The sequence below is a fragment of the Streptomyces sp. NPDC001220 genome (assembly GCF_053597895.1).
Window position 1 is genome coordinate 154,881 of the sequence record NZ_JBSFJE010000014.1, and the last position, 26,769, is coordinate 181,649.

A 26,769-nucleotide genomic window follows, 5' to 3' on the forward strand; every position below is an offset into this window, starting at 1 on the left:
GCGGCGGAGCCGCATGTCGATACAGCGCCGCGCCCCCAAAGGAAGGGGCGTCGCACAACACGTGAGGAATGCCGCAATGCACACTTCAATCGCGACCGTCTCGCTCAGTGGGTCACTCACCGAGAAGCTCACCGCCGCCTCCCGGGCCGGGTTCGACGGCGTGGAGATCTTCGAGAACGACCTGCTCGCCAGCCCCCTCCCGCCCCGCGAGATACGGGCCCGGTGCGCCGATCTGGGGCTCACCGTCGACCTCTACCAGCCCATGCGGGACGTCGAAGCCGTCCCCGCCGACGAGTTCGCGCGCAATCTGCGTCGCGCCCGGCACAAGTTCGAGCTGATGGGGGAGTTGGGGGCCGGTACCGTTCTCGTCTGTTCCTCCGTCTCCCCGCTCGGGATCGACGACGACGACCTCGCGGCCGAACAGCTCTCCCGACTGGCGGCGCTCGCCCAGGAGTCCGGCATCCGAGTCGCCTACGAGGCGCTCGCGTGGGGGCGGCACGTCAGTACGTACGACCATGCCTGGCGGATCGTGGAGGCGGCCGACCATCCCGCCCTCGGGACCTGCCTCGACAGCTTCCACATCCTGTCCCGTGGCTCCGATCCCAAGGGCATCGAGGCCGTCCCCGGCGAGAAGATCTTCTTCCTCCAGCTGGCCGACGCCCCGTTGCTCGCCATGGACGTGCTCCAGTGGAGCCGTCACTACCGGTGCTTCCCCGGGCAGGGCGGCTTCGACGTCGCCGGGCTGGTCCGGCACGTACTGCGGACCGGGTACGACGGGCCGCTCTCCCTGGAAGTCTTCAACGACGTCTTCCGGCAGGCCGAGGCCGGACCGACCGCCGTCGACGCGCACCGTTCACTGCTGGTGCTCCAGGAGGCCGTCGGGGTGGGGGAGTTGCCCGCGCCGGTCGTGCCGACGGGGGTCGCGTTCGCCGAACTCGTCACGCCGGACGCCGAACCGGTCTCGGCGCTGCTCGGTGCCCTGGGCTTCGCCCGGACCGCGCGTCATCGCAGCAAGCCGGTCGATCTGTGGGAGCAGGGCGAGGCCCGGATCCTGGTCAACACCGGTCCCGCCGCCCGCCGCGACGGCACCGGGCTCGCCGCGATCGGCCTGGAGTCACCCGATCCCCGGGCCGCCGCCCGCCGCGCCGAGGCCCTGCTCGCCCCCGTGCTGCCCCGCCGCCGCGCCCCCGAGGACGCCCCACTCGACGCGGTCGCCGCCCCCGACGGCACCGAACTGTTCTTCTGCGTCACCGGCCATGCCCCCGAACTCCTCGACTGGCGAGCCGACTTCGCCGAGGTGCCGCACGAGCCGGTGCCGGGCCCGGCGCACCTCGACCACCTCGCGCTCACCCAGCCCTGGCACCAGTTCGACGAGGCGACCCTCTTCCACCGCAGCGTCCTCGGCCTGCACGCCCAGGAGAGCGTCGACGTCGCCGACCCCTACGGGCTGCTGCGCTCCCGGGCCGTCACCAACGCGGACGGCAGCGTCCGGATCGCCCTCGGGGTCGGCGCGGCCCCGGCCGACGACACCCTGCACGCCCAGCACATCGCCCTGGCCGTCGCGGACGTGGTCGCCGCCGCCCGTGCCTTCCGGGCGGCCGGTGGCGTTCTGCTGCCGATCCCCGCCAACTACCACGACGACCTCGCCGCCCGGTACGAGTTCGCCGACGGCGAGCTGGAGACGTACCGCGACCTCGGCATCCTCTACGACCGGGACGCGGGCGGTGGCTTCCGGCACTGCTACACACGGACGGTCGGACGGGTGTTCTTCGAACTCGTCGAGCGGGATCCCGGGTATCGCGGTTACGGCGCCCAGAACGCGCCGGTGCGGCTCGCGGCCCAGCACGCCGGGCGGCCGGCCCGTTGAACCGGTGCCGGGTGAGCGTGCAGTGAGAGGCCGGTGAGACACCGGCGGGGTTCAGGATTCTTACGGCTTCCACGTCCGATACTCACGAACATCCTGAATGTTCCTTGACATTCCGGATGTGACGTTCGTCGAGATCCAGTCGTCCTAGAGGCCGGAGAAGTCCAGGGCGTTCTGGAAGTCCTGGACACCGGGAGTCCTGGAGGCCGTCCGCGATGCCGAGCCCTGTCAGCGCCGAGCCGCTCGTCCGTGCCGAGGGGCCGCCGCCCTCGCCGGACCGGGCGCGCACCCGTACCCAGCGCTACGAGCGCCCGATCCTCGCCGGCATCGCCACCGTCGCCGCGCTGCTCTTCTTCTGGGGCATCTGGCACAGCGCCTACCACGCCTTCTACGCGAGCGCGGTCCGCAGCATGACCGACAACCCGGTCGCCTTCCTCTACGGCTCGTTCGACCCGGGCAACTCCATCACGCTGGACAAGCTGCCCGGCTTCCTGTGGCCGCAGGCCCTGTCGGCGCTGGTCCTCGGCTTCCACCCGTGGTCCCTGGTGGTCCCGCAGGCACTGGAGGGCGTGGCCTCGGTGGTCCTGCTCCACGTGGTGGTACGACGCTGGGCCGGCGTACCCGCCGGGCTGCTGGCCGCCGCCTTCCTCACGCTCACCCCGGTGACCGTGGGCCTCGGACGCTCGGTCACCGAGGACGCGCCGTTCGTCCTGCTGTTGCTGCTGGCCGCCGAGGCCACCCAGCGGGCCACCGCCCACGCCCGGCTGCGCACCCTCGTCCTGGCGGGCGTCTGGGTCGGGGTGGCCTTCCAGTGCAAGATGCTGGAGGCCTGGGCGGTGCTGCCCGCGCTGGCCGTGACCTATCTGGTGGCCGCTCCCACCACGTTGCGCCGCCGGATCCGGGACCTCGCCGTGTCCGGGACGGTCATGCTGGTGGTCTCCCTGTCCTGGATGCTGGCCGCCGGTCTCACCCCGGCCGCCGCCCGCCCCTACCTCGACGGCACGACCGACAACTCGCCGATCGCCCTGGTCGTCGGCTACAACTTCCTGACCCGCTTCCAGGCGCTGGGCATCGACGCGGCGGGCACCGGCAGCATCGTCGCCGACCGGGCGCACGGCAGGGCTTCGGTGGGGATGGGGGACAGCGTCTGGAAGATGTTCAGCCCCGGGCTGGCCAGTCAGACGGGCTGGCTGTACCCACTGGCGGCGCTGGGCCTGGCCGCCGGGCTGGTCACGCTGTGGCGCCGCCGCCCGCAGCGCACCGATCCCTTCGTGGCCGGATACCTGCTCTGGGGAGTCTGGCTGGTGACGTTCTTCCTGGTCTTCAGCTTCGGCAGCGTGACCGGCCACACCTACTACATGGGCGTGGTGGCGGTCGGCCTGTCGGCCCTGGCCGCCACGGCCGTGACCCGGGTACGGCGCCGGAGCGTGCTGTGCGCGGTCCTCGCCGTCAACGTCGGCTGGTGCGCGGCCCTCACCCTGTACTTCCCGCGCTTCTTCAGCTGGTCGGTCGCTGTCGCCGCGGTCCTGTCCCTGCCGGCGCTGGTCATGTTCGCCGTCGGCGGGTCGCCTCCGCGCCGGACCGCCCTGGCCGTGGCCCTCGCCGCGGTCCTGGTCGTGCCCACGGTCTGGTCCGTGTCCGCGACCTCCCTGCGCTACAACCAGCCCGGCGGGTTCGGCCGGATCGGACCGGGCTCCATCGCCACCCGCAACGGCGCCTCCGCCCTGAACCCGGCCCAGCAGCGCGTCCTCGCCTACCTCACCGCCCACCGCGACGGCGCCCGCTACCTGGCCGCCGTGCCCCGCTGGCAGATGGCGGCGCCGTACATCCTCTCGGACAACGCCTCCGTCCTCCCGCTCGGCGGCTTCACCGCCCATGTGCCGTACCCCGCGCCCGGCACCTTCCACCACCTGATCGACACCGGCCGGCTCCGCTACGTCCTGCTCTCCGCGGCCGACCTGACCCACCGCGCCCGGGGCGCGAAGACCCCGGGCCGGGCCCTGGTCCGCTGGGCCATCGGGCACTGCTCACCGGTCCATGTCGCGCGCTACACCCTGTACCGCTGCGGGGCCGCCGGGCACGGTCGCTGAGCAGCCCGAAGGCCCCGGACCACGCACGGTCCGGGGCCTTCCAGGGCCGTGCGGATCAGCCGATGTCCGAGAACACGAAGGAGAACTCGGCCGGTCCGGCGTGGAGTCGGTACGGCGGCAGGACGCCCGGGCCGCAGGACTGCGAGCCGATGCCGTGCTGGCCGTGGTCCAGGTTCACCCACACGGTGTCACCCGGGACGAGGTCGCCGCGGTGAGTGGCCGCGTCCAGCTGTTCGGTGGTCCAGCGGCGGGCCGTGAACCAGAACTCCGGGTCGCCCTCGATCCGCAGTCCGCCGAGCTCCGCCCAACGGACGTCCGCGCGGGCGCCGTTCTCCTGCGGACGGAGGTACGGCGTCTGCAGGTCGTCCACCGTCGACTGCCAACGGCCCACCACCGACGCCGTCTTGGTGTCCGGGTACGCCTCGCCCGGGCCGCCGCCGAACCACCGCACCCGGTCGGCCGCCGACAGCCCGAAGCGGACGCCGAGCCGGGGCAGCGGCACCGTCCAGTCGCCGTCCGGAGTCACCGAGACGGCGAGCCGGAGACGGCTGCCGTCGGTGGTCCAGCGGTAGACCGTCACCAGCCCGAACTCCCAGGCGGCGGGCGCCACCCGGGTGCGCACGGTCAGGGCGTCGGCGGTCTGCTCCACCGCGTCCAGCCGGTGCCGCATCCGGTGCAGACCGAACTTCCGCCACAGGGCGCCGTGACGGACGTCGCTCTGCCAGGCCGCGCCGTCGTCGTTGTCGGTCGTCGCCCGCCACACGTCCAGCCGGAGTCCGGTCACCGCCACCGAGCCGATGCTCCGCAGCGCCCCGCTGCGCGCGTCGAAGGCGGCCGGGCCGAGGGTGATCGACCCGTCGCCGGACACCGCCGGTCCGGCGGAGGCGGCGAAGGACGGCAACTGCCGCCCCGAGACGGGGAACTGACCCCAGGCGACCACATGCCCCCGCGGTCCCCAGCCGGTGTCCGCCGCCAGCATCGCCCGTACCGTCCACTGCGTCTCGCCGCTGCCGGTGGCGACCGGCGGCTCCGGCAGCTTCACCTCGGCCGACTCACCGGCCGCCAGAGCGGGTACGGCCAACGGGCCCGACTCGACGGTCTCGCCGCCGACCTGGTACGACCACTCGAAGTCCAGCGCGGACAGATCGGCGAAGTCGTACGTGTTGGTGACGCGTACGGTCCCGTCCGCGCCGTCGCCCTCGATCCGGACGGGCTCGATCACCTTCTTGTACTCCAACAGCCCGGGGGAGGGCTCCCGGTCGGGGAAGACCAGTCCGTCGCAGACGAAGTTCCCGTCGTGCAGCTCCTCGCCGAAGTCGCCGCCGTACGCGTAGCCGTGGCGCTCGTCCTCGATGCCGTGGTCGATCCACTCCCAGATGAAGCCGCCCTGGATCCGGTCGTACGACTCGAAGATCCGCTGGTAGTCGGCGAGGCCGCCGGGACCGTTCCCCATCGCGTGCCCGTACTCGCAGAGGATGAAGGGGAGTTGACGACGCCGATGGGTACCGCCGTCCAGTTTCCGGCCGATCCGCTCGACCTCGGCGTGGTCGGCGTACATCCGTGAGTAGACGTCCGTGTCCCGGCAGTCGATGTCACCCTCGTAGTGCACGAGCCGCGACGCGTCCCGGCCGTGGATCCACTCGGCCATCGCGGTCAGGCCGCGGCCGGTGCCGGCCTCGTTGCCGAGCGACCAGATCACCACCGACGGATGGTTCTTGTCGCGCTCCACCATCCGGGCCGCCCGGTCGAGCAGGGCCGGGGTCCAGCGGTCGTCGTCGACCGGGTTGTCCCGCCAGGCCTGCTCGGTGAAGCCGTGGGTCTCCAGGTCGCACTCGTCGATCACCCACAGGCCGTACTCGTCGCACAGGTCGAGGAAGTCCGGGTGCGGCGGGTAGTGGGAGGTGCGGACCGCATTGATGTTGTGCCGCTTCATCAGCAGCACGTCCTCGCGCATGGTCTCCAGGTCGAGGGCGCGGCCCCGCTCGGGGTGCCACTCGTGCCGGTTGACGCCCTTGAAGAGGAGAGGCCGCCCGTTGACCTTGATCAGCCCGTCTTCGAGGACGACGGTCCGGAAGCCGATCCGCAACGGCACCCGCTCGCCCTCGGTGGCCAGCACCCCGTCGTACAGCTTCGGGGTCTCCGCCGTCCACGCCTCGACCGGGACCGTCACCGGCTCGCCGGTCGCGACATCGATGTCCAGGGCGGGCACGGACACCCGCCCGTCGACATCGGAGTCGACGCGCAGGGTGCCCTCGCCCGTGAGGTGGTCGTAGGAGGCGTGGACGAAGAAGTCCAGGACACTGCCCGCCGGGCGGTGCAGCAGCGTCACGTCACGGAAGATGCCGGGCAGCCACCACTGGTCCTGGTCCTCCAGATAGGAGCCGGCCGACCACTGGTGGACCCGCACGGCGAGCACGTTGCCGGCCGGCCTCAGCAGGTGGCCGACCGCGAACTCGTGCGGCAGCCGGGAGCCCTTGAACTCGCCGATGTCCGTGCCGTTCAGCCAGACCCGGGCGCAGGACTCGACCCCGTCGAAGCGGAGGACCGCCCCGCCGTCGGTCGGGTCCCAGCCCTCGGGCAGATCGAAGACGCGGAGATGGTCGCCGGTGGGGTTCTCGGTCGGGACCCTCGGCGGGTCGACCGGGAACGGGTAGAGGTGGTTCGTGTAGATCGGTGCGCCATGGCCCTGGAGCACCCAGTGGCCCGGGACCGAGACCTCCGCCCAGCCGCCGGCGTCGTACCCCGGCGCGGCGAACGCGTCGTCCTCGGCGTCGGCCGTGGGTGACAGCCGGAAGCGCCAACTGCCGTTCAGCGACAGCGACCCGGCGTCCGAGCGTGGGTACCGGGCGCGGGGCGGCAGGGCGCCTGCGCCCGGGGAGACGTCCTCGACGTAGTCGGTGGCGGAGGTTCGGAAAGACATCGGTCTCCAGGTCGTTCGAAGCGGGTCAGCCCTTGATGCCGGTCTGCGCGATCCCCTGCACCAGCCAGCGCTGGAGGAAGAGGAAGACGAACACCAGGGGCAGGATGGAGATGGCGGTGGCCATGAAGATCGTGTGGAAGACGACCGTCTGGTTGGTCATGTACGACGAGAGCACCACCTGGACGGTCCACGCCCCCGGGTCCTGACCGATGACCAGTGGCCACAGGAACGCGTTCCAGGCGCTGATGAAGGTGATGGTGGCGATCGCCGCGAAGAAGTTCAGCGAGTTGGGTACGACGACGCGCCAGTACGCGCCCCAGTAGCCGAGCCCGTCCACGCGTGCCGCCTCCTCCAGTTCCTTCGGGAACCCCAGGAAGTACTGCCGGAACAGGAAGCAGGTGAAACCACTGAACAGGCCCGGAATGATCAGACCCCGGTAGGTGTCCACCCAGCCCAGCGAGGAGACCAGCACGAAGCTGGGCACGAAGGTCACCGAGGTCGGGACCATCAGGGTGCCCAGGACCACGTAGAAGATCTTGTTGGCGTGCTTGTAGGGGATGCGGGCCAGGGCGTAGCCGGCCAGCGAGCACACCAGCAGGATGCCGGCGGTCATGGAGACGGCGACGACCAGCGAGTTCCACATGGACTGGGCGAAGTCGACCTGCGGGTCGTCGAACAGCTCCTTGATGTTGCCCCACTGCAGGTGTGTGGGGAAGAACTGCCAGCTCGGTCCGGTGATCGCGGTGTCCGTGGTGAGGGCGTTGCGGACCAGGACGTAGAACGGGACCAGGAAGAGCAGGGTGGCGACCCCGGTGGCGATCCAGAGGCCGGTGTTGCCGATCACTCCGCCGCCGCGCCGTCCCTTCGAGGGCGCGGACTTGTGTGTGCCGGGCGTGGTGGTGGTCACTTGGACTCCTCCCCCCTTCCGAAGCCCATGAGCTTGCCCTGGAACAGGGTGACGACGATGATCAGCAGGGTCAGGATGACGGCCCCCGCGCTGCCGGCGCCGTAGTCCTGTGACGTGCCCAGGGCGGTGGCGTACAGCTCGACCAGCGGCGGCCGGCCCCAGGTGGTCTTGTCGAGCAGGTTGTAGAACTCGTCGAAGGCCTGGTACGCGGCGATGAGCAGCAGCAGGACCACCGCGGTCGAGGTGGCTCGCAGCTGCGGCAGGGTGATGTACCGGAAGGTCTGCCAGCCCCGCTTGGCGCCGTCGATGGCGGCGGCCTCGTACAGCTCGCCGGGGATGTTCTGCAGCGCCGCCAGGAACAGGATCATGTAGAAACCGGACTGCAGCCACAGCCGGAGCGTCACGATGACGAGCCAGTACCAGGGCGGACTGGGGGAGGCCAGCCAGGCGACGCTGTCGATGCCGAACCAGCCGAGGACCGTGTTCAGCAGGCCGAAGCGGACCCCGCTGAAGAGGGACATCTTCCAGATCATGGACGCGGCGACATAGCTGCACGCGGTCGGCAGGAAGAACACCGACCGGAAGAACGCCCGCATGAACCGGATCCGGTCGACCAGCAGGGCGAGGCCCAGCGACACCGCCCAGGTGGTCGGCACGATGAACGCGGCGAACACGGTGAAGGTGCCGAGCGAGCCGACGAACTTGGGGTCCGTCAGCATGTAGGTGTAGTTGTCGAGGCCGATGAACTTGTCCGGCGTGACGGTGAACCGTGCGTCGAAGAAGCTGAGGTAGATGCTCCAGCCGATCGGCACGTAGACGAAGACGATCAGCCCGATGAGGAAGGGGCTGACGAAGAGCCAGAAGCTGAGGGTGCGGCCGCCCCGCAGGCCCCGCCGTGGCTTGGCCGGGGAGGCCTGCGCGTGGGCGGGGTTGGCGAGGTCGCGCGTCGTGGTCGTCGACATGGTTCCGGTCCGTCCGCGACTTATCCGAAGAGCTTCTTCAGCTCGCGGTTGACGGTCTTGTCGCACTGGTCGAGCGCCTTCTCCGGGTCACCGTCCTTGCGGACGCAGTTGGAGAGCAGGTCCCATGTGCCCTGGATCATCGCCTGGGTCCAGCTGATGTTGTCGAAGTGCCCGAACTCGTTGAAGAGCTTCACGCCCTCCGCGGGCAGGCCCGACTTGAGCTTGGTGGCCGTCGCGGCGATCGAGGTGCGCGGCGGGATGTGGAAGCCGTACGAGGTCGCCCAGTCCTCCTGGTACTTCTTCTGGTCGATCCACAGCCACTTGACGTACTCCTTGGCCGCGTCGACGTTGTCGCCCTTGGCGTTGACGAACATCGACCAGCCGCCGTTGTAGACGGACTGCTTGCCGGAGTCGACGGTCTTCGGGAAGGGGAAGACCCCGAGGTCGTCGCCGAGCACCTTCTGGAACTGCGGCATGGCCCACATACCGCAGAACTGGATGGCGCACAGGCCCTGGTTGAGCGAGGACGGGTCCCAGAAGTCGGTCGGGGCGCCGAGGAGGAGGTCGCCGCTGGTGAACAGCTTGCGCAGCTTCTTCAGGCCCTCGACGACGCCGTCGGTGTGGTACGCGATCTCGTTCTTGTCGTCGAGCGTGTCGGCACCGGCGGACCAGATCAGCGGGCTGATGATCGCGTGCAGGTCGTTGCCCAGGTACAGGCCCTTGGTCTTGCCGGTGGTGAGCTTGGCCGCGGCCTCGATCAGTTCGTCGAGGGTCTCCGGGACCTTGACGCCCGCCTTCTCGAAGAGCGACGGCCGGTAGAAGAAGAACTGCGGGTCGTCGATCATCCGGATGCCGTAGATCTTCCCGTCCACCGTGTGCGACTTGATGTCGGCCGGGTTGAAGTCGTCCTTGACGGGGTCGATGAGGTCGCTCAGGTCGGCGACCTGACCGCTCTTGACCATCTGGATCTGCGGATGGAACTCGAAGACGTCGGGGGCGCCCTTGGTGAGCAGCGTGGCGAAGAGCTTGCTCTCGTAGTCGGAGCTGGTGATCCACTGCGTGGTGACGTCGGCTCCCTTGTAGGCGGCGGCGTACCGCTTGATCGCCTGCTCGGTGCCCGCCTCGCCGTAGGCGTGGAACATCTGCGTGAGCTGCTTGCCCGACCCGGAGCCCCCGCCCCGCCCGTTGTTGCCGCCGCACGCGGCCAGCGTGCCGGCCGCGGCCATGCCCGCGGCCGCCCGGAAGAGGGACCGGCGGGACCAGTTGTTGTTGCTGAGTGCCGACATGCTGACGTCCTTGTCTGTCGAGTGCGGCTGCGGCTCTACGGCCGTGGGGAACCCCGGAAGCCAGATGGCTGGAATTGCGCTGCGGTGCGGGACGTTAACCTTCGGCTAATACTTCGGCAAGAGGTTGGACGAAGTCTGCGCGAAACGTTGCACCTGGTTCGGAATCACGAACGGACCGGAAGGCAGGGGGAGTTGAAGGCCGCCGAGTCCGGGGGTGGCCGGCGGCCCTCGGTTCGTGCGGAGCGGTGCGGCTACTGCCTGGTCCAGGCCTCGTTGGCGCCACTGGTGCAGCTGTAGAGGATCACCTTGCCGCCGTCGGCGGTGGCCTGCCCGCTCACGTCCAGGCACTTGCCGGACGCCTCGCCGAGGATCTGGCCGTTGGCGTTCAGCAGCCAGCGCTGGCCCGCCTCACCGGTGTAGGCGGCGGTGGTCGTCAGACCCGAACCGGAAGCCGTCAGGTAGCCGTTCGCGCCCTTCAGGGCGCCCTTCGCGTCGTACGACCAGGACTGGTCGCCGGCGCCCGTGCAGGTGGCGATGGCAGCCCCGGAGGCGTCCGCCGTCAGGCACTTGCCGGACTGTCTGCCCACCAGCGCGCCGGTCACGGCCGAACTGCCGTGGCCCTTCTGGTCGAAGACGAAGGTCGTGACGGAGCGGGCGGCGAGGGTGGCGGAGACCGTCCCCGAACTCACCTTCGGCTTGTCGACGTCGGCCCAGTCCTCGGTGGCCGAGGTCCGTACCACCTCCCTGGCGCGTTTCGGCGTCTTGCCGTTGAAGTGCAGGCTCAGCGGGGTGTCCGTGGTGTTCTGGTTGTTGACCACCACGACCCACCTGCCGTCCCGGTCGTACGCCGACACCTCGACCCCGTCCGGCGCGCCGGTCACGTTGTGCGCGACCGAGCCCGGCCTGACGAACCTGCTGTACTGGCCGAGCGCGTAGTACCGCTTCGTGAAGTACAGCGTCTGGTCGCCGTTCGTCGCGTAGCCCGGGTCGTAGTAGATCAGGCCGTCGTTCCAGCCCTCGTCGTTCCTGGTGTCCGGGTCGCTGCCGTACCCGCTCGCGAGGGCCACCCACCACTGGAAGGCGGAGTCGTGGGAGCTCGCGAAGTCCTTGTAGATGATCCGGGACATCAGCAGGGCGTTGTCGATGGTCGGGTCGTACTCCTGGTTCCAGCCCGTCGAGCCCTTGCCGAAGCAGCAGATCTCCGAGGCCCAGGACGCCTTGCCGGCCGTCCTCGCCGTCTCGTAGACGTTGCCCAGCTGGCCGTCACCCGGGTTGTTGTAGGTGTGGTGGGCCAGCCTGGACACGTACTGCGCGGTGTCCGGCCGGGACAGCCACTGCGGGACCTCGGTGGTGAACTGCACGGTACTGCTGGACTCGTCGGCGATGATCCCGGTCCTCTGGTGCCGGGCCCGCTGCTCGGCTCCCAGCGCCCTCACGATGTCGTCGCGTTGGTCGACCGTGACCTGCATGCCCTCCTGGCCGCACGAGCCGAAGTCGTTGTCCGGCTCGTTGAAGGGGCTGATGTAGTCCAGTTTCACGCCCTGGCGGGCGAGGTGGTCCGTGACCTCGGCGACGTACCCGGCGTAGGCGTTCTCGTCCTCCGCCTTCAACCGGCCGCCGCAGCTCTGCCCGTCGGTGGTCCACCGGGCGGGCGCGCTGTTCACGAAGCCGATCAGGTCCTCGACGCCGTACTTCGCGGCGTACTTCAGAAAGGTCTGCCCACCCTTGTCCTTGCTCCAGTCGTACGAGCCGTCGGCGTTCAGGAAGTCCTCGGCCACGCGCGCCGGGGTGGTGACCGCCACTCCGCCGCCGCCGATGTTGTAGCGGTACGAGCTGAGGTCCAGGCCCTGCTTCGAGAACAGCAGCTTCGCCACCCTGGCCTGGACCTTGGGGGAGAAGTGCTGGAGGTCGTTGACCCACCAGGCCCCCGAGGCGCCGATGTCGTCGATGGTCTGGGCGGCATGCGGGGAGACCTCCGCGGGGGCCGTGCCGGCGCCGCCGGTGGTGTCCGGGGTGTCGGCGGCGTTCGCGTGCGGGGAGCTGATCAGACCCCCTGTGACGGTCAGTACGGCCGCCGCCGTGGCCGCGGCGAGGACCGATCTCTTCCTACGGGTCGTGCGGTTCAAAACGGCATCCCTTCCGTCGTCATGAAGGTGGTGCGGTACGGCTCCTTGCGGGGGTGGTGCGTCTGGGGGTCCGCTGCCCCACCGACTGCAGGGCGCCCTCCAGCGCGAACGTGGCCGCGCCGAGGCACACCGGGTCGGTGGGGACGGGGGACAGCACGATCTCGGTGGCGGCGAAGGGCCGCCTCAGCGCGTGCCGGCGGACGGCCTCGCGCACTTCGTCGAGCAGCGGTGTGCCCAGCTTCCTGGCGACCCAGCTGCTGAGCACGACCACCTCGGGGTTGAACAGGTTCACCAGGTCCGCGACGCCCGCGCCCAGGTGGCGGGCCGTGTCGCGGACCACCTTGACGGCCACCGGATCGCCCACGCCGGCCCCGTGGGCCAGGGCGTCGATGGTCGCCGTCTGGTCCTCGGGGTGCAACAGCGTGCTGCTCGGGCTGAGTTCGCGCAGGTTGAGCATGATGCCGGGAGCGCCGACGTAGGTCTCGACACAGCCGTGGTTGCCGCAGTGGCACAGCCGGCCGTCCAGCACGAGCGTCGTGTGCCCCCACTCCCCGGCGCTGTTGCTCACCCCCCGGTAGAGCCCGCCGCCCAGGACCAGTCCGGCGCCCACCCCGGTCCCGAGGTTCACCACCACGGCGTTCTCGTGCCCGCGTGCGGCCCCGAACCACAGCTCGGCCACCGCGCTCGCCCGCAACGGGTTGTCGAGGTACAGCGGGTAGGCGATGTGCTCGGCCAGCAGATCCAGCAACGGCACGTCGTGCCAGTCCCAGTTGGGCGCGTACTCGGCGGTACCGGTGTTCCGGTCGACCTGGCCCGGCACGCTCACCCCGACGCCCAGCACCCGCGCGCCCTCCACCCCGGCCTGGGCGACCACCGAGCCCACGGCGGCGGCGACATGGCCGACCACCTGCTCGGGCCGGTGCTCGCCGGGGCGCGTGTCCTCCACGGCGCGGGCCAGCACGTTCAGCCCCAGGTCGAACAGCTCGACCCGGACGTAGGTCTCCGCGATGTCGACGCCGATCAGCGCGCCGCCCGCCGTGTTGACGGCCATCAGCCCCCGGGGGCGGCCGCCCGCGGAGTCCTCGAAACCGACCTCCGTGATCATCCGCAGGTCGAGCAGTTCACCGACGAGCGTGGCGACCGTGGCGACGCTCAGTCCGGTGGCGGCGGCCAGCGTCTGCCGGGAGGTGGGGGAGCGGGCGATGACCTGGCGCAGCACCTCGTAGCGGTTCGCGGTGCGGATGTCACGCGATGTGCGCTTCACGCGGCTGCCCCTCCCATCCCGTCACGACCGGGCCCGGTCGTACGACGGCACCGGCGCGGCGCAAGGCTATGGGCTTCGCCGGACTTTCGACAAGGGGTTAGGAAAGGGGCCGTAGAAACTCGCCGCGTTACGGCTCGGGCCTCGGCGCGAACGGCGGGTGTCGCCAGGCGCGGTCCAACACGTGCAAACGGCCCGCCAGTTGCTACTGACGGGCCGTCACGAGACGTCCTACGGCGTCTTGTTCCACTCGGCGATCACGGGCCACCCGTGCTCCACGGACAACCGGCTGACCGTCCCGGTCGCCAGCTGGAACAGCCGGCCCTCGGCGGGCGGCAGCCCCAGGCGACGGGCGGTGAGCACCCGCAGGAAGTGGGCGTGGGCCACCAGCACCACGTCGCCGTCGTCGCCCGCGAGGGCCTTGTCCACCTTGGCGAGCACCCGGTCGGCCCGGGCCCCGATCTCCTCGGGCGACTCGCCGGGGTGGCCCGCCGGGCCCGGGGGCACGCCGTCGGTCCACAGGTACCAGTCGGGGCGGGAGCGGTGGATCTCCACCGTGGTGATGCCCTCGTAGCCGCCGTAGTCCCATTCGTGCAGGTCGGGGTCTGGCACGACCCCGGTGAGGCCGGCCAGTTCCGCCGTGCGTATCGCACGGTTCAGTGGGCTGGCCAGCACCAGTGCGCAGGTTCGCCCGGTGAGCAGCGGGGCCAGGGACTTGGCCTGTTCCTCGCCGTGCTGGGTGAGGGGCAGGTCGGTCCAGCTGGTGTGCTGTCCCGACAGGCTCCACTCCGTCTCACCGTGGCGGACCAGAAGGAGGTCCCCCACCGTCGGTCACTCCTTCGCGGACTCGACCGCGTGGCCGCCGAACTGGTTGCGCAGGGCCGCGATCATCTTCATCTGCGGGGAGTCGTCCTGGCGGGACGCGAACCGCGCGAACAGGGAGGCGGTGATCGCCGGCAGCGGCACCGCGTTGTCGATGGCCGCCTCGACGGTCCAGCGGCCCTCGCCGGAGTCCTGGGCGAAGCCCTTCAGCTTGTCCAGGTGCTCGTCGTCGTCCAGGGCGTTGACCGCGAGGTCGAGCAGCCAGGAGCGGATGACGGTGCCGTCCTGCCAGGAGCGGAAGACCTCGCGGACGTTGTCCACCGACTTGACCTTCTCAAGAAGCTCCCAGCCCTCGGCGTACGCCTGCATCATGGCGTACTCGATGCCGTTGTGGACCATCTTGGAGAAGTGCCCGGCGCCGACCCGGCCCGCGTGCACATAGCCGTACGGGCCCTCCGGCTTGAGCGCCTCGAAGATCGGCTGGAGCCGTGCTACGTGCTCCTTGTCGCCGCCGACCATCAGGGCGTAGCCGTTCTGCAGGCCCCACACACCGCCGGAGACGCCGGCGTCGACGAAGCCGATGCCCTTGATGCCCAGCTCGGCGGCGTGCTTCTCGTCGTCCGTCCAGCGGGAGTTGCCGCCGTCGACCACCGTGTCGCCCTCGGACAGCAGGTCCTTGAGCTCGTCCATGACGGACTGGGTGGCGGTGCCGGCCGGGACCATCACCCAGATGGTGCGCGGGGCGTCGAGCTTGTCGACCAGCTCCGCAAGGCTCTTGACGTCGGAGACGTCCGGGTTGCGGTCGTAGCCGATGACGGTGTGGCCCGCGCGGCGGATCCGCTCGCGCATGTTGCCGCCCATCTTGCCGAGGCCGATGAGGCCCAACTGCATGGCTGCCATGTCAGATTCACTTCCTAAGCGTGCGGTACGTGGAGACCAGAGCGGTGGTGGACGGGTCGAGGCCGGGCACGTCGGCGCCTTCGGTCAGGGCGGCCTCGATGCGCTTGGCGAGGACCTTGCCGAGCTCCACGCCCCACTGGTCGAAGGAGTCGATGTCCCAGACGGCGCCCTGGACGAACACCTTGTGCTCGTACAGCGCGATCAGCTGGCCGAGCACGGACGGGGTCAGCTCACGGGCCAGGACCGTCGTGGTCGGGTGGTTGCCCTGGAAGGTGCGGTGCGCGACCTGCTCCTCCGCGACGCCCTCCGCGCGGACCTCCTCGGCCGTCTTGCCGAAGGCCAGCGCCTGCGTCTGGGCGAAGAAGTTCGCCATCAACAGGTCGTGCTGCGCCTTGAGTTCACCGCTCAGCTCGGCGACCGGCTCGGCGAAGCCGATGAAGTCCGCCGGGATCAGCTTCGTGCCCTGGTGGATCAACTGGTAGTAGGCGTGCTGCCCGTTGGTGCCGGGCGTGCCCCACACCACGGGACCCGTCTGCCAGTCCACCGGACGGCCGTCCCGGTCCACCGACTTGCCGTTGGACTCCATGTCCAGCTGCTGCAGGTAGGCGGTGAACTTGGAGAGATAGTGCGAGTACGGCAGCACCGCGTGCGACTGGGCGTCGAAGAAGTTGCCGTACCAGACGCCCAGCAGGCCGAGCAGCAGGGGCGCGTTGGCCTCCGCGGGGGCGGTGCGGAAGTGCTCGTCGACCAGGTGGAAGCCGTCGAGCATCTCGCGGAAGCGGTCCGGGCCGATCGCGATCATCAGCGAGAGGCCGATGGCGGAGTCGTAGGAGTAGCGGCCGCCGACCCAGTCCCAGAACTCGAACATGTTGTCCGGGTCGATACCGAAGTCCGTGACCTTCTCGCCGTTCGTGGAGAGGGCGACGAAGTGCTTCGCCACCGCCTTCTCGTCACCGTCGAGACCGTCGAGCAGCCACTTGCGCGCCGAGGTCGCGTTGGTGATCGTCTCGATCGTCGTGAACGTCTTCGAGGCGACGATGAACAGCGTCTCCGCCGGGTCCAGGTCGCGGGTCGCCTCGTGCAGGTCGGCGCCGTCCACGTTGGACACGAAACGGACCGTCAGCTCCCGTGCCGTGAAGGCCCGCAGGGCCTCGTAGGCCATCGCCGGGCCCAGGTCGGAGCCGCCGATGCCGATGTTGACGACGTTCCTGATGCGCTTGCCGGTGTGGCCGGTCCACTCGCCGGAGCGGACCCGCCCGGCGAAGTCGCCCATCTTGTCCAGGACCGCGTGCACGGCCGGCACCACGTTCTCGCCGTCCACCTCGACCACCGCGTCCCGCGGGGCACGCAGAGCGGTGTGCAGGACCGCCCGCCGCTCGGTGACGTTGATCCTCTCGCCGCGGAACATCGCGTCCCGCAGCCCGAACACGTCGGTGGCGGTGGCCAGTTCCTGGAGCAGGGCGAGGGTCTCGTCCGTGATCAGGTGCTTGCTGTAGTCGATGTACAGGTCGCCGACCCGTACGACGTACCGCTCGGCGCGAGCCGGGTCCGTCGCGAACAGCTCACGCAGGACCGGCTGTCCCTGGGCGCGGTGGTCCTCCAGGGCGGCCCACTCGGGCCGCCGGGTGAGCCGGGGGGTGTCAGACATCGGAAGCGGTCTCCTTGGTGCCCTCGCCTCGGAGAGCGATGGCGTACATCTCGTCGGCGTCGAGGCGGCGCAGCTCCTCGGCGATCAGTTCCGAGGTGGCGCGGACCTTCAGCGCGAGGGTGCGCGGCGGCTGGCCCGGCAGGGTCAGGGTGGCCAGCGGACCCTCGGGGCGGTCGATGACGATCTCGCCGGTCGCGGTGCCCAGCCGTACCTTGGTGACGACCGGGCCGGGGGAGACCACGCGGTCCACCTTGACGCCCAGGCGGGCCTCCAGCCAGCGGGCGAGGAGTTCGGCGCTGGGGTTGTCCGCCTCGGCCTCGACGGCCGCCGAGGTCACGGCGGCCCGGGCCTGGTCGAGGGCGGCGGCCAGCATGGACCGCCACAGGGTGAGCCGGGTCCAGGCCAGGTCGGTGTCGCCCGGCGCGTAGTTGCGGCCGCGGGCCTCCAGGACCTCCATCGGCCGCTCGACGGCGTACAGGTCGGTGATCCGGCGCTGGGCGAGGGCGCCGAGCGGGTCCTTGGACGGGGTGTCCGGGGCTTCCACCGGCCACCACACGACGACCGGGGCGTCCGGCAGCAGCAGTGGCAGCACCACCGAGTCGGCGTGGTCGGAGACGTCGCCGTACGTCCGCAGCACGACCGTCTCGCCGGTGCCGGCCTCGGAGCCGACCCGGACCTCCGCGTCCAGGCGGGAGGCGGTGCGGTCGCGCAGGGTGCGCACATGCCGCTTGATGACGACCAGGGTGCGCGAGGGGTGCTCGTGCGAGGCCTCCTCGGCCGCCTTGATCGAGTCGTAGGCGTTCTCCTCGTCCGTGACGATCACCATCGTCAGGACCATGCCCACCGCAGGGGTTCCGATGGCGCGGCGACCCTGCACCAGCGCCTTGTTGATCTTGCTTGCCGTGGTGTCGGTCAGGTCGATCTTCATGGCCTGCGCCAGCTCCGTCCGTCTCGTGCGAGCATCTCGTCGGCTTCCTTCGGTCCCCAGCTGCCCGACTCGTACTGCGCGGGCTTGCCATGCTTCGCCCAGTACGTCTCGATCGGGTCGAGGATCTTCCAGGACTCTTCCACTTCCTGGTGACGGGGGAACAAATTGGCGTCACCGAGCAGCACATCCAGGATGAGCCGCTCGTACGCCTCGGGGCTGGACTCCGTGAACGACTCGCCGTAGGCGAAGTCCATCGTCACGTCCCGGATCTCCATCGAGGTGCCCGGCACCTTGGAGCCGAACCGGACGGTCATGCCCTCGTCGGGCTGGACGCGGATGACGATCGCGTTCGCGCCGAGTTCCTCGGTGGCCGTCGAGTCGAAGGGGGAGTGCGGGGCCCGCTGGAAGACCACGGCGATCTCGGTGACGCGGCGGCCGAGCCGCTTGCCGGTGCGCAGGTAGAAGGGGACGCCCGCCCAGCGGCGGTTGTCGATCTCGACCTTGACCGCGGCGTAGGTGTCGGTCTTCGACCTGCGGTCGATACCGTCCTCCTGGAGGTAGCCGATCACCTTCTCGCCGCCCTGCCAGCCCTCGGCGTACTGACCGCGCACGGTGTGCTTGCCCAGATCCTCCGGCAGCCGCACCGACTTCAGGACCTTCAGCTTCTCGGTGAGCAGCGCGTCCGCGTCGAACGCGATCGGCTCCTCCATGGCGGTCAGCGCCATCAGCTGGAGCAGGTGGTTCTGGATGACGTCACGGGCCGACCCGATGCCGTCGTAGTACCCCGCCCGGCCGCCGATGCCGATGTCCTCGGCCATGGTGATCTGCACGTGGTCGACGTAACTGCGGTTCCAGATCGGCTCGTACATCTGGTTGGCGAAGCGCAGCGCCAGGATGTTCTGGACGGTCTCCTTGCCCAGGTAGTGGTCGATCCGGAACACCTGCTCCGGGTCGAACACGTCGTGCACGACCCGGTTGAGGTCCTGCGCCGACGCCAGGTCGTGGCCGAACGGCTTCTCGATGACCGCGCGCCGCCAGGACCCGGCCGGCGGGGTGGCCAGGCCGACCTTCTTCAGCTGCTGCACGACCTTCGGGAAGAACTTCGGCGGCACGGAGAGGTAGAAGGCGAAGTTGCCGCCGGTGCCCCGGGAGCCGTCCAGCTCGTCGACGGCGGCCTTCAGCTGCTTGAAGGCCGTGTCGTCGTCGAAGTCGCCGGGGATGAAGCGCATGCCCTCGGCGAGCTGCTGCCAGACCTCCTCGCGGAACGGGGTCCGGGCGTGCTCGCGCACCGCGTCGTGGACGACCTGGGCGAAGTCCTGGTCCTCCCAGTCCCGGCGGGCGAAGCCGACGAGCGAGAAGCCCGGCGGCAGCAGACCACGGTTGGCCAGGTCGTAGACGGCCGGCATCAGCTTCTTGCGGGACAGGTCACCGGTCACCCCGAAGATGACCAGGCCGGACGGCCCGGCGACCATCGGCAGCCGCCGGTCGCGGGCGTCCCGCAACGGGTTGTCCCAGTCGGCGGCGGGCGCCACGGGCACCCGCACCTCCTTGGCGGTCTCGCTCATTACGCGTCAACTCCCTTGCTGTTCAAGGACTTCGTGACGGCGTCCAGCAGCTCCTGCCAGGCCACCTCGAACTTGGCGACACCCTCGTCCTCCAGCTTGCCCACGACCTCGTCGTAGGAGACGCCGAGCCGCTCGACGGCCGCCAGGTCGGCGCGGGCCCGGTCGTAGCCGCCGGTCACCGTGTCACCGCGGACGTCGCCGTGGTCGGCGGTGGCGTTCAGCGTCGCCTCCGGCATGGTGTTGACCGTGCCGGGCGCGACCAGCTCGTCGACGTAGAGGGTGTCCTTGTACGACGGGTCCTTCACGCCGGTGGAGGCCCACAGCGGGCGCTGCCGGTTCGCGCCGGCGGACTCCAGGGCGGCCCAGCGGTCACCGGCGAAGGCCTGCTCGTAGGCCTCGTAGGCGAGCCGCGCGTTGGCCAGCGCGGCCCGGCCCTTGAGGGCGAGTGCCTCGTCGGTGCCGAGGACGGTCAGCCGCTTGTCGATCTCGGCGTCGACGCGGGAGACGAAGAAGGAGGCCACCGAGTGGATCGTGGAGAGGTCCAGGCCCTTGGCGGCGGCCCGCTCCAGGCCGGCCGAGTACGCGGCCATGACCTCGCGGTAGCGGTCCAGCGAGAAGATCAGCGTGACGTTGACGCTGATGCCGAGGCCGATGACCTCGGTGATCGCCGGGAGGCCGGCCTTCGTCGCCGGGATCTTGATCATGACGTTGGGGCGGTCGACCAGCCAGGCGAGCTGCTTGGCCTCGGCGACCGTGGCCGTGGTGTCGTGGGCCAGCCGGGGGTCGACCTCGATGGAGACCCGGCCGTCCCGGCCGTCCGTCGCGTCGTACACGGGGCGCAGCACGTCCGCGGCGGCACGCACGTCCTGCGTGGTCATCATGCGGACGGCCTCGTCGACCGTGACGCCCCGCACGGCGAGGTCGGCCAGCTGCTCCTCGTACCCCTCGCCCGAGCCGATGGCGGCCTGGAAGATCGAGGGGTTGGTGGTGACGCCGACGACGTTCCTCGTGGCGACGAGCTCGGCCAGGTTGCCGGTGCTGATCCGCTTGCGCGACAGGTCGTCCAGCCAGATCGAGACGCCCTCGTCGGACAGGTTCTTCAGTGCTCCCGCGGTGGCGGTTGCTTCGGTCACAGTGATCATCTTCCTCTACCGGAACTCTTCTGGCTCTTCTGGTACTGCTGTCGGTGCTTCAGTCGGGCGGATCAGGCGGTACGGGCGGCGGCGCGCGACTCGCGGGCCGCGGCGGCCACGTGCTCGGCGGTGAAGCCGAACTCGGCGAACAGGGTCCCCGCGTCGGCGGAGGCACCGAAGTGCTCCAGGGAGACGATCCGTCCGGCGTCGCCGACGAACCGGTACCAGGTCAGGCCGATCCCGGCCTCGACGGCGACCCGCGCCTTCACGGCCGGCGGCAGGACGCTCTCGCGGTACTCGCGGGGCTGCTCCTCGAACCACTCCACGGACGGCATCGACACCACCCGGGTGCCGATCCCCTCGGCCTCCAGGAGGTCCCGCGCCTCGACGGCCAGGTGCACCTCGGAACCGGTGGCGACGACGATCACCTCCGGGGTCTCGGTGGACGACTCGCGCAGCACGTAGCCGCCCTTGGCCGCGTCCGGGTTCGGCGCGTACGTCGGCACGCCCTGGCGGGTCAGCGCGAGCCCGTGCGGGGCGGGGTGCGTGGCGTGCCTCTTCAGGATCTCGGCCCAGGCCGTCGCGGTCTCGTTGGCGTCGGCCGGGCGGACGACGTTCAGGCCGGGGATGGCGCGCAGCGAGGCGAGGTGCTCGACCGGCTGGTGGGTGGGTCCGTCCTCGCCGAGGCCGATGGAGTCATGGGTCCAGACGTAGGTCACCGGGAGCTGCATGAGCGCGGCCATGCGGACGGCGTTGCGCATGTAGTCGGAGAACACCAGGAAGGTGCCGCCGTAGATCCGGGTGTTGCCGTGCAGCGCGATGCCGTTCATCTCGGCCGCCATCGAGAACTCGCGGATCCCGAAGTGGACGGTACGGCCGTACGGGTCGGCCTCGGGCAGCGGGTTGCCCTTCGGCAGGAAGGAGGACGTCTTGTCGATGGTGGTGTTGTTGGAGCCCGCGAGGTCGGCGGAGCCGCCCCACAGCTCGGGCAGTACCGCGCCGAGCGCCTGGAGGACCTTGCCGGAGGCGGCCCGGGTGGCGACGGACTCGCCCTCCTCGAAGACGGGGATCTCGGTCTCCCAGCCCTCGGGGAGCTGGCCGGCGACGACCCGGTCGAAGAGGAGCGCCTGCTCCGGCCGGGCGGTGCGCCACTCGGCGATCCGCTTGTCCCAGGCGGCGTGCTCCTCGGCGCCCCGGTCGAGCGCCCGGCGGGTGTGGTCCAGCACCTCGCCGGCGACCTCGAAGCTCCGCTCCGGGTCGAAGCCGAGGACGCGCTTGGTGGCGGCGACCTCGTCCGCGCCGAGCGCGGAGCCGTGGGAGGCCTCGGTGTTCCGCGCGTTCGGCGCGGGCCAGGCGATGATCGTGCGCATCGCGATGATCGACGGCCGCCCGGTCTCCGCCCGGGCCGCCTTCAGGGCCGCGTACAGGGCGTGAACATCGACGTCACCCTCGGCGGTGGGCTCGATGCGCTGGGTGTGCCAGCCGTAGGCCTCGTACCGGCCCAGCACGTCCTCCGAGAACGCGGTCGCGGTGTCGCCCTCGATGGAGATGTGGTTGTCGTCGTAGAGGAAGACCAGGTTGCCGAGCCTCTGGTGGCCGGCCATCGAGGAGGCCTCGGCGGAGACGCCCTCCTCCAGGTCCCCGTCGGAGACGATCGCCCAGACCGTGTGGTCGAAGGGAGAGGTGCCCTCGGGGGCCTGAGGGTCGAAGAGGCCGCGCTCGTAGCGGGCGGCCATCGCCATGCCGACCGCGTTGGCGACGCCCTGGCCGAGCGGTCCCGTGGTGGTCTCGACACCGGCCGTGTGGCCGTACTCCGGGTGACCCGGCGTCTTCGAGCCGTGCGTCCGGAAGGCCTTGAGGTCGTCGAGATCCAGCTCGTACCCGGCGAGGAACAGCTGGGTGTAGAGGGTCAGCGAGGTGTGCCCGGGGGAGAGCACGAAACGGTCCCGGCCGGTCCACTCCGGGTCGGCCGGGTCGTGCCGCATCACCTTCTGAAAGATCGTGTACGCGGCCGGGGCCAGGCTCATCGCCGTGCCGGGGTGCCCGTTGCCGACCTGCTGCACGGCGTCGGCCGCGAGCAGGCGCGCGGTGTCCACGGCACGCCGGTCCAGGTCGGTCCACTCGAAGCCGTCCGATGTCTGCGTGCTCATCTTCAAGAAGTCCTCGTTAGAAGCGTTCTGGCTGGCCTGACGCGTTCAAAACTAAAAGTCTGACTTTTGGGAAGGAAGGTCGGAGTGTGTCAGCCTGTGGTGAAAGTGGGACACGGATCTTCGACAGGGACGGCACGAGAAGGACATGGCGGACAGAACGCCCGAAGGGGCAGGCGACGGTGACGGAATCAGAACCTTCCCCTTCCCGGTGGATCTGAGCGTCGGCGGTGTCGGCATACAGGTCGGCCCGATGGGGACCGAGCGCATGTGGCACGCCGACGCCCCCCTGGAGCGCGTCCACCGCATCGACTTCCACGTGGTCATGCTCTTCACCGAGGGCCCGGTCCGTCACATGATCGACTTCGCCGAGTACCAGGCACAAGCCGGTGACCTGCTGTGGATCCGGCCCGGACAGGTGCACCGCTTCTCGCGGACCTGCGAGTACCGCGGAAGTGTCCTGACCATGCAGCCCGGTTTCCTGCCGAGGGCGATCGTGGAGGCGACCGGCCTCTACCGGTACGACCTGCCGCCCCTGCTCCGCCCCGACGCACCGCAGCTCACCGCGTTGCGGGCGTCGCTCGCCCACCTGCAACGCGAGTACGAGGACAACGAGACCCTCCCGCTGAGTCTGCACACCTCGGTCCTGCGGCACTCGCTCACGGCGCTCCTGCTGCGGCTCGCGCATCTCGCGGCCAGCTCGGCGGAGGCGGCCCGCCGCCAGGCCGATACGACTTTCACCCTTTTCAGGGACGCGGTGGAGGAGGACTTCGCCACCAACCACAGTGTCAGCGCCTACGCCGACGCCCTCGGTTACTCCCGCCGCACCCTGGTCCGCGCGGTCCGCGCCGCCACCGGGGAGACCCCGAAGGGCTTCATCGACAAGCGGGTCGTCCTGGAGGCCAAACGCCTGCTGGCCCACACGGACCTTCCGATCGGCCGGGTGGGCGCGGCGATCGGCTTCCCGGACGCGGCGAACTTCTCCAAGTTCTTCCACCTGCACACGGGGCAGACGCCGGTGGCGTTCCGCGCGGAACTGCGCTGACACGGCGACGGCGCCGGAGGCAACCCCGGCGCCGCGTGCCCGACCCCCGCGTCAGTGACCGAAGTCGAACCAGTTCACGTTCACGAAGTCCGCCGGCTGGCCGCTGCTGAAGGTCAGGTAGACGTCGTGGGTGCCGGTCACCGCGCTGATGTTGGCCGGGACCGTCGTCCAGGTCTGCCAGCCGCCGGTGTTGCCCACGGCGAAGCTGCCGATGGGCGCGTTGCTGCGGCTGTCGAGGCGGACCTCCACCAGCCCGCTGACACCGCTCGCCGCACCGCTCGCGACTCGCGCCTTGAACTGAGTGGCCGCCGAAGAGCCGAAGTTGACGCCCTTGTACAGCGCCCAGTCGCCGTTGGCGACGTAACCGATGTCCTGGCCGCCGCCCGTGTCGGTCGTCGTCTCGGCGGTCACGCCGGACTGGCTGTCGTGCGACTCCGCCTGGATGGCGCTGTAGGCGTCACGGTTGCCGGACGGCGGGGGCGTGGTGCCGCCACCGCTGCCGCTGGACTGGAGCACCTGCACGTAGTCGACGACCATCGGGTGGCCCGGCTCGGTGGTGCTGTAGGGGCCACCGCCGAACGCGCCGGGGAAGCCGCCGCCCATCGCCACGTTCAGGATGACGAAGAAGCCGTGGTTGGTGGCGTTGGACCAGGTCGTGGCATCGACCTGGTTGGCCGTCACCGTCTGGTAGTTGACGCCGTCGACGTAGAAGCGGATCGCCTCGGGACTCACCGAGCGGTCCCACTCCATCGTGTAGGTGTGGAAACCGGACTGGCAGGTGGTGTTGGGGCAGGAGGTGGAGTTGCCGAGACCGGTGGTCTCGTTGCACGGGCCGCCCGGGTTCGTGCCGCAGTGCATGGTGGCCCACGTGGTGTTCAGGCCTTGCACGTTCTCCATGATGTCCAGCTCGCCGACGGACGGCCAGTTCTGGTAGTTGCCGCGGAACGGCGACCCGAGCATCCAGAACGCGGGCCAGTACCCTTGCGCCGCCGTGCCGGTGACATTGGGCATCTGCAACCGCGCCTCGACGCGCAGTTTGCCGCCGGCCGGGGGCTGGAAGTCGGTGCGGGTGGTCTCGATACGGCCCGACGTCCAGTTGCCCGACGCGTCGCGGCGCGGGGTGATCGTCAGGTTGCCGTTGCCGTCGAGCGCGACGTTGTTGGTGGACGAGGTCATCGTCTCGACCTCGCCGGTGCCCCAGTTGGACGCGCCTCCGGGGTACGAGATCCCGGTGTCGTACTGCCAGTTGGAGGTGTTGACGCCGGTGCCGGCGGTGCCGTTGAAGTCGTCGAGGAAGACCTGGCTCCAGCCGGACGGCGCACCGGGCGCGGAGGCGCTGGCGGGCAGGGTGGCGGTGGTGGCGGCCGCGGCCGCCAGACCGATCGTGGCGAGTACGGCGACGAGGGCACGGCGGAGGGAGCGCCGCCGTCTGTGAACCGCGGGGGGTATACCGGAGGTTTCACTCATGGGGTGCCTCTCGGGTACGGAGTGGGGGTGCGCGGGATGCCTCCGAGAGCGCCGGGAGACGTTGCTGAGAGCGCTCTCAAAGTGGGCCCAATGTGCTCTCCGTGCCTGCGGTCGTCAAGAGTTAAAACAAAGAATCTCCTTGATTCCCATGGGAGTTCAGGCGGTGAAGGCGGCTGCGGGTCAGACCGCGCTGCCTGCCTTCCAGTCCGACCAGGACAGGTTCCAGCCGTTGAGGCCGTTGGAGGCCTCGACGGTCTTCTCACCGGAGTTCCTCACGATCACCACGTCACCGAGCATCGAGCTCTCGTAGAACTTGTAGCCGGCCACCGAGGAGTCGCTCGCGCCCTTGGCGTCGTGCAGGCCGACACAGCCGTGGCTGGTGTTCTGGCTGCCGAACACCGAGGTGGACGCCCAATAGTTGCCGTGCACGAAGGTGCCGGAGGTGGTCAGGCGCTGGGCGTGCGGGACGTCGGAGATGTCGTACTCGTCGCCGAGGCCGACCGTGGAGGACTCCATCCGGGTCTGCTTGAACCGCTCGCTGATCACCATGATCCCGGACCAGGTGGTGTGGTCGGAGTCGCCGCCGGAGACCGGGTAACTGGCGTACGTGGCGCCGTCCCGCTCGACCACCATCTGCTTGGTGGACAGGTCGGCCGTGGAGATCTGCTCCCGGCCGATGTGGAAGGTGACGTCCTTCGACTGGGTGCCGTAGACACCGTCGGTGCCCTCGACGTCCTTCAGCCGCAGACCGAGGGTGATCTTCGTGCCGGCCGCCCAGTACGTCTCCGGGCGGAAGTCGAGGCGGGTGTCGCTGAACCAGTGCCCGACGATCTCGACCTGCGGCTCGGCCGTCACCGTGATCGCCTTCTGGACCGCCGCCCGGTCCGCGACCGCGTGCGTGAAGTTGATCGACACCGGCATGCCGACACCGGACGTGGAGTCCGCCTCCGGCGTGAAGTAGCCGAGGAAGGTCTCACCCGGGGACTTCGTGGTGAAGGTGGCCACCGTCTCGTCGCTCGCGCCCCGCGCCTTCGCCGTCACCGTGTACTTCGTGCCGGAGTACGGGTTCTTCGCCGACGTCCATGTCGTCTTCGCGGCGTCGAAGGTGCCCGACAGCGTCGAGCCGTCGTTGCCCACGACCGTCACGGAGGCCAGCGTGCCGTCGGTCACCGTGACCTCCACCGGGCTGGTGAAGTCGGCCTTCCTGGCGCCGGAGACGGGGGTGACCGTGATCGTGGCCTTCTTGGTCGCGGACTTGGCCGGGGCCGTCGCGCCCTTGCCGTCGGTGGCGGCCGAGGATTCCGCCGAGGAACCGCATCCGGCCAGCGCGGCCCCCGCGGGCACCGCGCCGAGAGCGGCGAGGAGTCCGCGCCGGGACCACCTCCGCGACTGCCGGCCGGACCCGTTCGATATGTGCTGGACGCCCACGACACGCCTTCCTGACTTGTCCACCTGTGTCAGGGCATCCTGCGCCGGTTGTATGGGTGACTCCTTTGAATCGCGGGGGTGATCCCTGAGATTCGGATGAGGAGCACGGGGCGTCGCCGCGCGGAGCCGGACGAGTCGACCGGAACCCCGGTTGTCCCCGCCTCCGTTCGTGAACAGAGTATGAACGCCCGACCGGCGGCCTGAGTTTCCGGTGAGATCCCCCTCCCGGAAGGGCTTCCCCACCTATCCGATCGGAATAGTGAAGAAGCA

At 70.1% G+C, this 26,769-nt stretch carries 18 protein-coding genes; 3 read left to right on the top strand and 15 right to left on the bottom strand.

What is annotated here, in order from left to right; all coding sequences use genetic code 11:
• The first annotated feature begins 76 nt into the window (after nt 1-76).
• Both ACWDGI_RS30920 and ACWDGI_RS30925 read left to right on the top strand, forming a co-directional pair.
• On the top strand, nt 77-1,867 hold the full coding sequence (locus ACWDGI_RS30920) for a TIM barrel protein (protein ID WP_450764588.1): 1,791 nt from the start codon (nt 77-79) through the stop codon (nt 1,865-1,867).
• A 212-nt stretch (nt 1,868-2,079) separates the two neighbouring features.
• Entirely contained in the window at nt 2,080-3,954 is a 1,875-nt protein-coding gene (locus ACWDGI_RS30925) for an ArnT family glycosyltransferase (RefSeq protein ID WP_450764590.1), read from the top strand.
• A 55-nt stretch (nt 3,955-4,009) separates the two neighbouring features.
• On the opposite strand, the gene ACWDGI_RS30930 is transcribed toward ACWDGI_RS30925, so the two are convergent.
• The 13 genes from ACWDGI_RS30930 to tkt form a co-directional block, all read right to left on the bottom strand.
• The gene (locus ACWDGI_RS30930; protein ID WP_450764592.1) at nt 4,010-6,874 is read right to left on the bottom strand and encodes a glycoside hydrolase family 2 TIM barrel-domain containing protein; all 2,865 of its coding nucleotides are present in this window, start codon (nt 6,872-6,874) and stop codon (nt 4,010-4,012) included.
• A gap of 25 nt (nt 6,875-6,899) precedes the next feature.
• On the bottom strand, nt 6,900-7,781 hold the full coding sequence (locus tag ACWDGI_RS30935) for a carbohydrate ABC transporter permease (protein ID WP_450764594.1): 882 nt from the start codon (nt 7,779-7,781) through the stop codon (nt 6,900-6,902).
• Nucleotides 7,778-8,743, bottom strand: a complete 966-nt coding sequence (locus ACWDGI_RS30940; protein WP_450764596.1) for a carbohydrate ABC transporter permease — start codon at nt 8,741-8,743, stop codon at nt 7,778-7,780. The genes ACWDGI_RS30935 and ACWDGI_RS30940 overlap by 4 nt, the downstream gene beginning before the upstream one ends.
• A gap of 20 nt (nt 8,744-8,763) precedes the next feature.
• Complete coding sequence (locus tag ACWDGI_RS30945) at nt 8,764-10,029, bottom strand: ABC transporter substrate-binding protein (protein ID WP_450764598.1); 1,266 nt, start codon at nt 10,027-10,029, stop codon at nt 8,764-8,766.
• 251 nt (nt 10,030-10,280) lie between these two features.
• Entirely contained in the window at nt 10,281-12,155 is a 1,875-nt protein-coding gene (locus tag ACWDGI_RS30950; RefSeq protein WP_450764600.1) for a glycoside hydrolase, read from the bottom strand.
• A 19-nt stretch (nt 12,156-12,174) separates the two neighbouring features.
• Entirely contained in the window at nt 12,175-13,419 is a 1,245-nt protein-coding gene (locus tag ACWDGI_RS30955; protein WP_450764602.1) for an ROK family protein, read from the bottom strand.
• A 228-nt stretch (nt 13,420-13,647) separates the two neighbouring features.
• A complete protein-coding gene (locus tag ACWDGI_RS30960; RefSeq protein ID WP_450764604.1) occupies nt 13,648-14,241 on the bottom strand; it encodes a histidine phosphatase family protein in 594 nt (197 codons plus the stop codon).
• A 6-nt stretch (nt 14,242-14,247) separates the two neighbouring features.
• Nucleotides 14,248-15,138 (bottom strand): phosphogluconate dehydrogenase (NAD(+)-dependent, decarboxylating), encoded by an 891-nt coding sequence (gene gnd / locus ACWDGI_RS30965; protein WP_450764606.1) that lies wholly within the window; start codon nt 15,136-15,138, stop codon nt 14,248-14,250.
• A 7-nt stretch (nt 15,139-15,145) separates the two neighbouring features.
• Nucleotides 15,146-16,786 (bottom strand): glucose-6-phosphate isomerase, encoded by a 1,641-nt coding sequence (pgi, locus tag ACWDGI_RS30970; RefSeq protein ID WP_450764607.1) that lies wholly within the window; start codon nt 16,784-16,786, stop codon nt 15,146-15,148.
• Nucleotides 16,779-17,714: a glucose-6-phosphate dehydrogenase assembly protein OpcA gene (gene opcA, locus ACWDGI_RS30975; protein WP_450764609.1), complete on the bottom strand. Its 936-nt coding sequence runs from the start codon at nt 17,712-17,714 to the stop codon at nt 16,779-16,781. Before opcA ends, pgi begins: the two co-directional genes overlap by 8 nt.
• Nucleotides 17,711-19,279, bottom strand: a complete 1,569-nt coding sequence (gene zwf, locus ACWDGI_RS30980) for a glucose-6-phosphate dehydrogenase (RefSeq protein ID WP_450764611.1) — start codon at nt 19,277-19,279, stop codon at nt 17,711-17,713. Before zwf ends, opcA begins: the two co-directional genes overlap by 4 nt.
• Nucleotides 19,279-20,421 (bottom strand): transaldolase, encoded by a 1,143-nt coding sequence (tal, locus tag ACWDGI_RS30985; RefSeq protein WP_450764613.1) that lies wholly within the window; start codon nt 20,419-20,421, stop codon nt 19,279-19,281. Before tal ends, zwf begins: the two co-directional genes overlap by 1 nt.
• Nucleotides 20,422-20,483: 62 nt before the next feature.
• On the bottom strand, nt 20,484-22,562 hold the full coding sequence (gene tkt / locus ACWDGI_RS30990) for a transketolase (RefSeq protein ID WP_450764615.1): 2,079 nt from the start codon (nt 22,560-22,562) through the stop codon (nt 20,484-20,486).
• Nucleotides 22,563-22,707: 145 nt separating this feature from the next.
• On the opposite strand from tkt, the gene ACWDGI_RS30995 reads away from it, so the two are divergent.
• Entirely contained in the window at nt 22,708-23,604 is an 897-nt protein-coding gene (locus ACWDGI_RS30995) for a helix-turn-helix domain-containing protein (RefSeq protein WP_450764617.1), read from the top strand.
• 51 nt (nt 23,605-23,655) lie between these two features.
• On the opposite strand, the gene ACWDGI_RS31000 is transcribed toward ACWDGI_RS30995, so the two are convergent.
• Both ACWDGI_RS31000 and ACWDGI_RS31005 read right to left on the bottom strand, forming a co-directional pair.
• The gene (locus tag ACWDGI_RS31000; RefSeq protein ID WP_450764619.1) at nt 23,656-25,071 is read right to left on the bottom strand and encodes a glycoside hydrolase family 16 protein; all 1,416 of its coding nucleotides are present in this window, start codon (nt 25,069-25,071) and stop codon (nt 23,656-23,658) included.
• Nucleotides 25,072-25,251: 180 nt separating this feature from the next.
• A complete protein-coding gene (locus ACWDGI_RS31005; protein WP_450764842.1) occupies nt 25,252-26,499 on the bottom strand; it encodes a L,D-transpeptidase in 1,248 nt (415 codons plus the stop codon).
• Nucleotides 26,500-26,769: the final 270 nt, after the last annotated feature.

Excerpts from the sequence above, each read along its gene's own strand:
- pgi (WP_450764607.1), bottom strand. The coding sequence starts at position 16,786 with ATGTCTGACACCCCCCGGCTCACCCGGCGGCCCGAGTGGGCCGCCCTG.
- gnd (WP_450764606.1), bottom strand. The coding sequence starts at position 15,138 with ATGGCAGCCATGCAGTTGGGCCTCATCGGCCTCGGCAAGATGGGCGGC.
- tal (WP_450764613.1), bottom strand. The coding sequence starts at position 20,421 with ATGATCACTGTGACCGAAGCAACCGCCACCGCGGGAGCACTGAAGAAC.
- opcA (WP_450764609.1), bottom strand. The coding sequence starts at position 17,714 with ATGAAGATCGACCTGACCGACACCACGGCAAGCAAGATCAACAAGGCG.
- ACWDGI_RS31000 (WP_450764619.1), bottom strand. The coding sequence starts at position 25,071 with ATGAGTGAAACCTCCGGTATACCCCCCGCGGTTCACAGACGGCGGCGC.
- ACWDGI_RS30925 (WP_450764590.1), top strand. The coding sequence starts at position 2,080 with ATGCCGAGCCCTGTCAGCGCCGAGCCGCTCGTCCGTGCCGAGGGGCCG.
- ACWDGI_RS30945 (WP_450764598.1), bottom strand. The coding sequence starts at position 10,029 with ATGTCGGCACTCAGCAACAACAACTGGTCCCGCCGGTCCCTCTTCCGG.
- tkt (WP_450764615.1), bottom strand. The coding sequence starts at position 22,562 with ATGAGCACGCAGACATCGGACGGCTTCGAGTGGACCGACCTGGACCGG.
- ACWDGI_RS30930 (WP_450764592.1), bottom strand. The coding sequence starts at position 6,874 with ATGTCTTTCCGAACCTCCGCCACCGACTACGTCGAGGACGTCTCCCCG.
- ACWDGI_RS30920 (WP_450764588.1), top strand. The coding sequence starts at position 77 with ATGCACACTTCAATCGCGACCGTCTCGCTCAGTGGGTCACTCACCGAG.
- ACWDGI_RS30995 (WP_450764617.1), top strand. The coding sequence starts at position 22,708 with ATGGCGGACAGAACGCCCGAAGGGGCAGGCGACGGTGACGGAATCAGA.
- zwf (WP_450764611.1), bottom strand. The coding sequence starts at position 19,279 with ATGAGCGAGACCGCCAAGGAGGTGCGGGTGCCCGTGGCGCCCGCCGCC.
- ACWDGI_RS30940 (WP_450764596.1), bottom strand. The coding sequence starts at position 8,743 with ATGTCGACGACCACGACGCGCGACCTCGCCAACCCCGCCCACGCGCAG.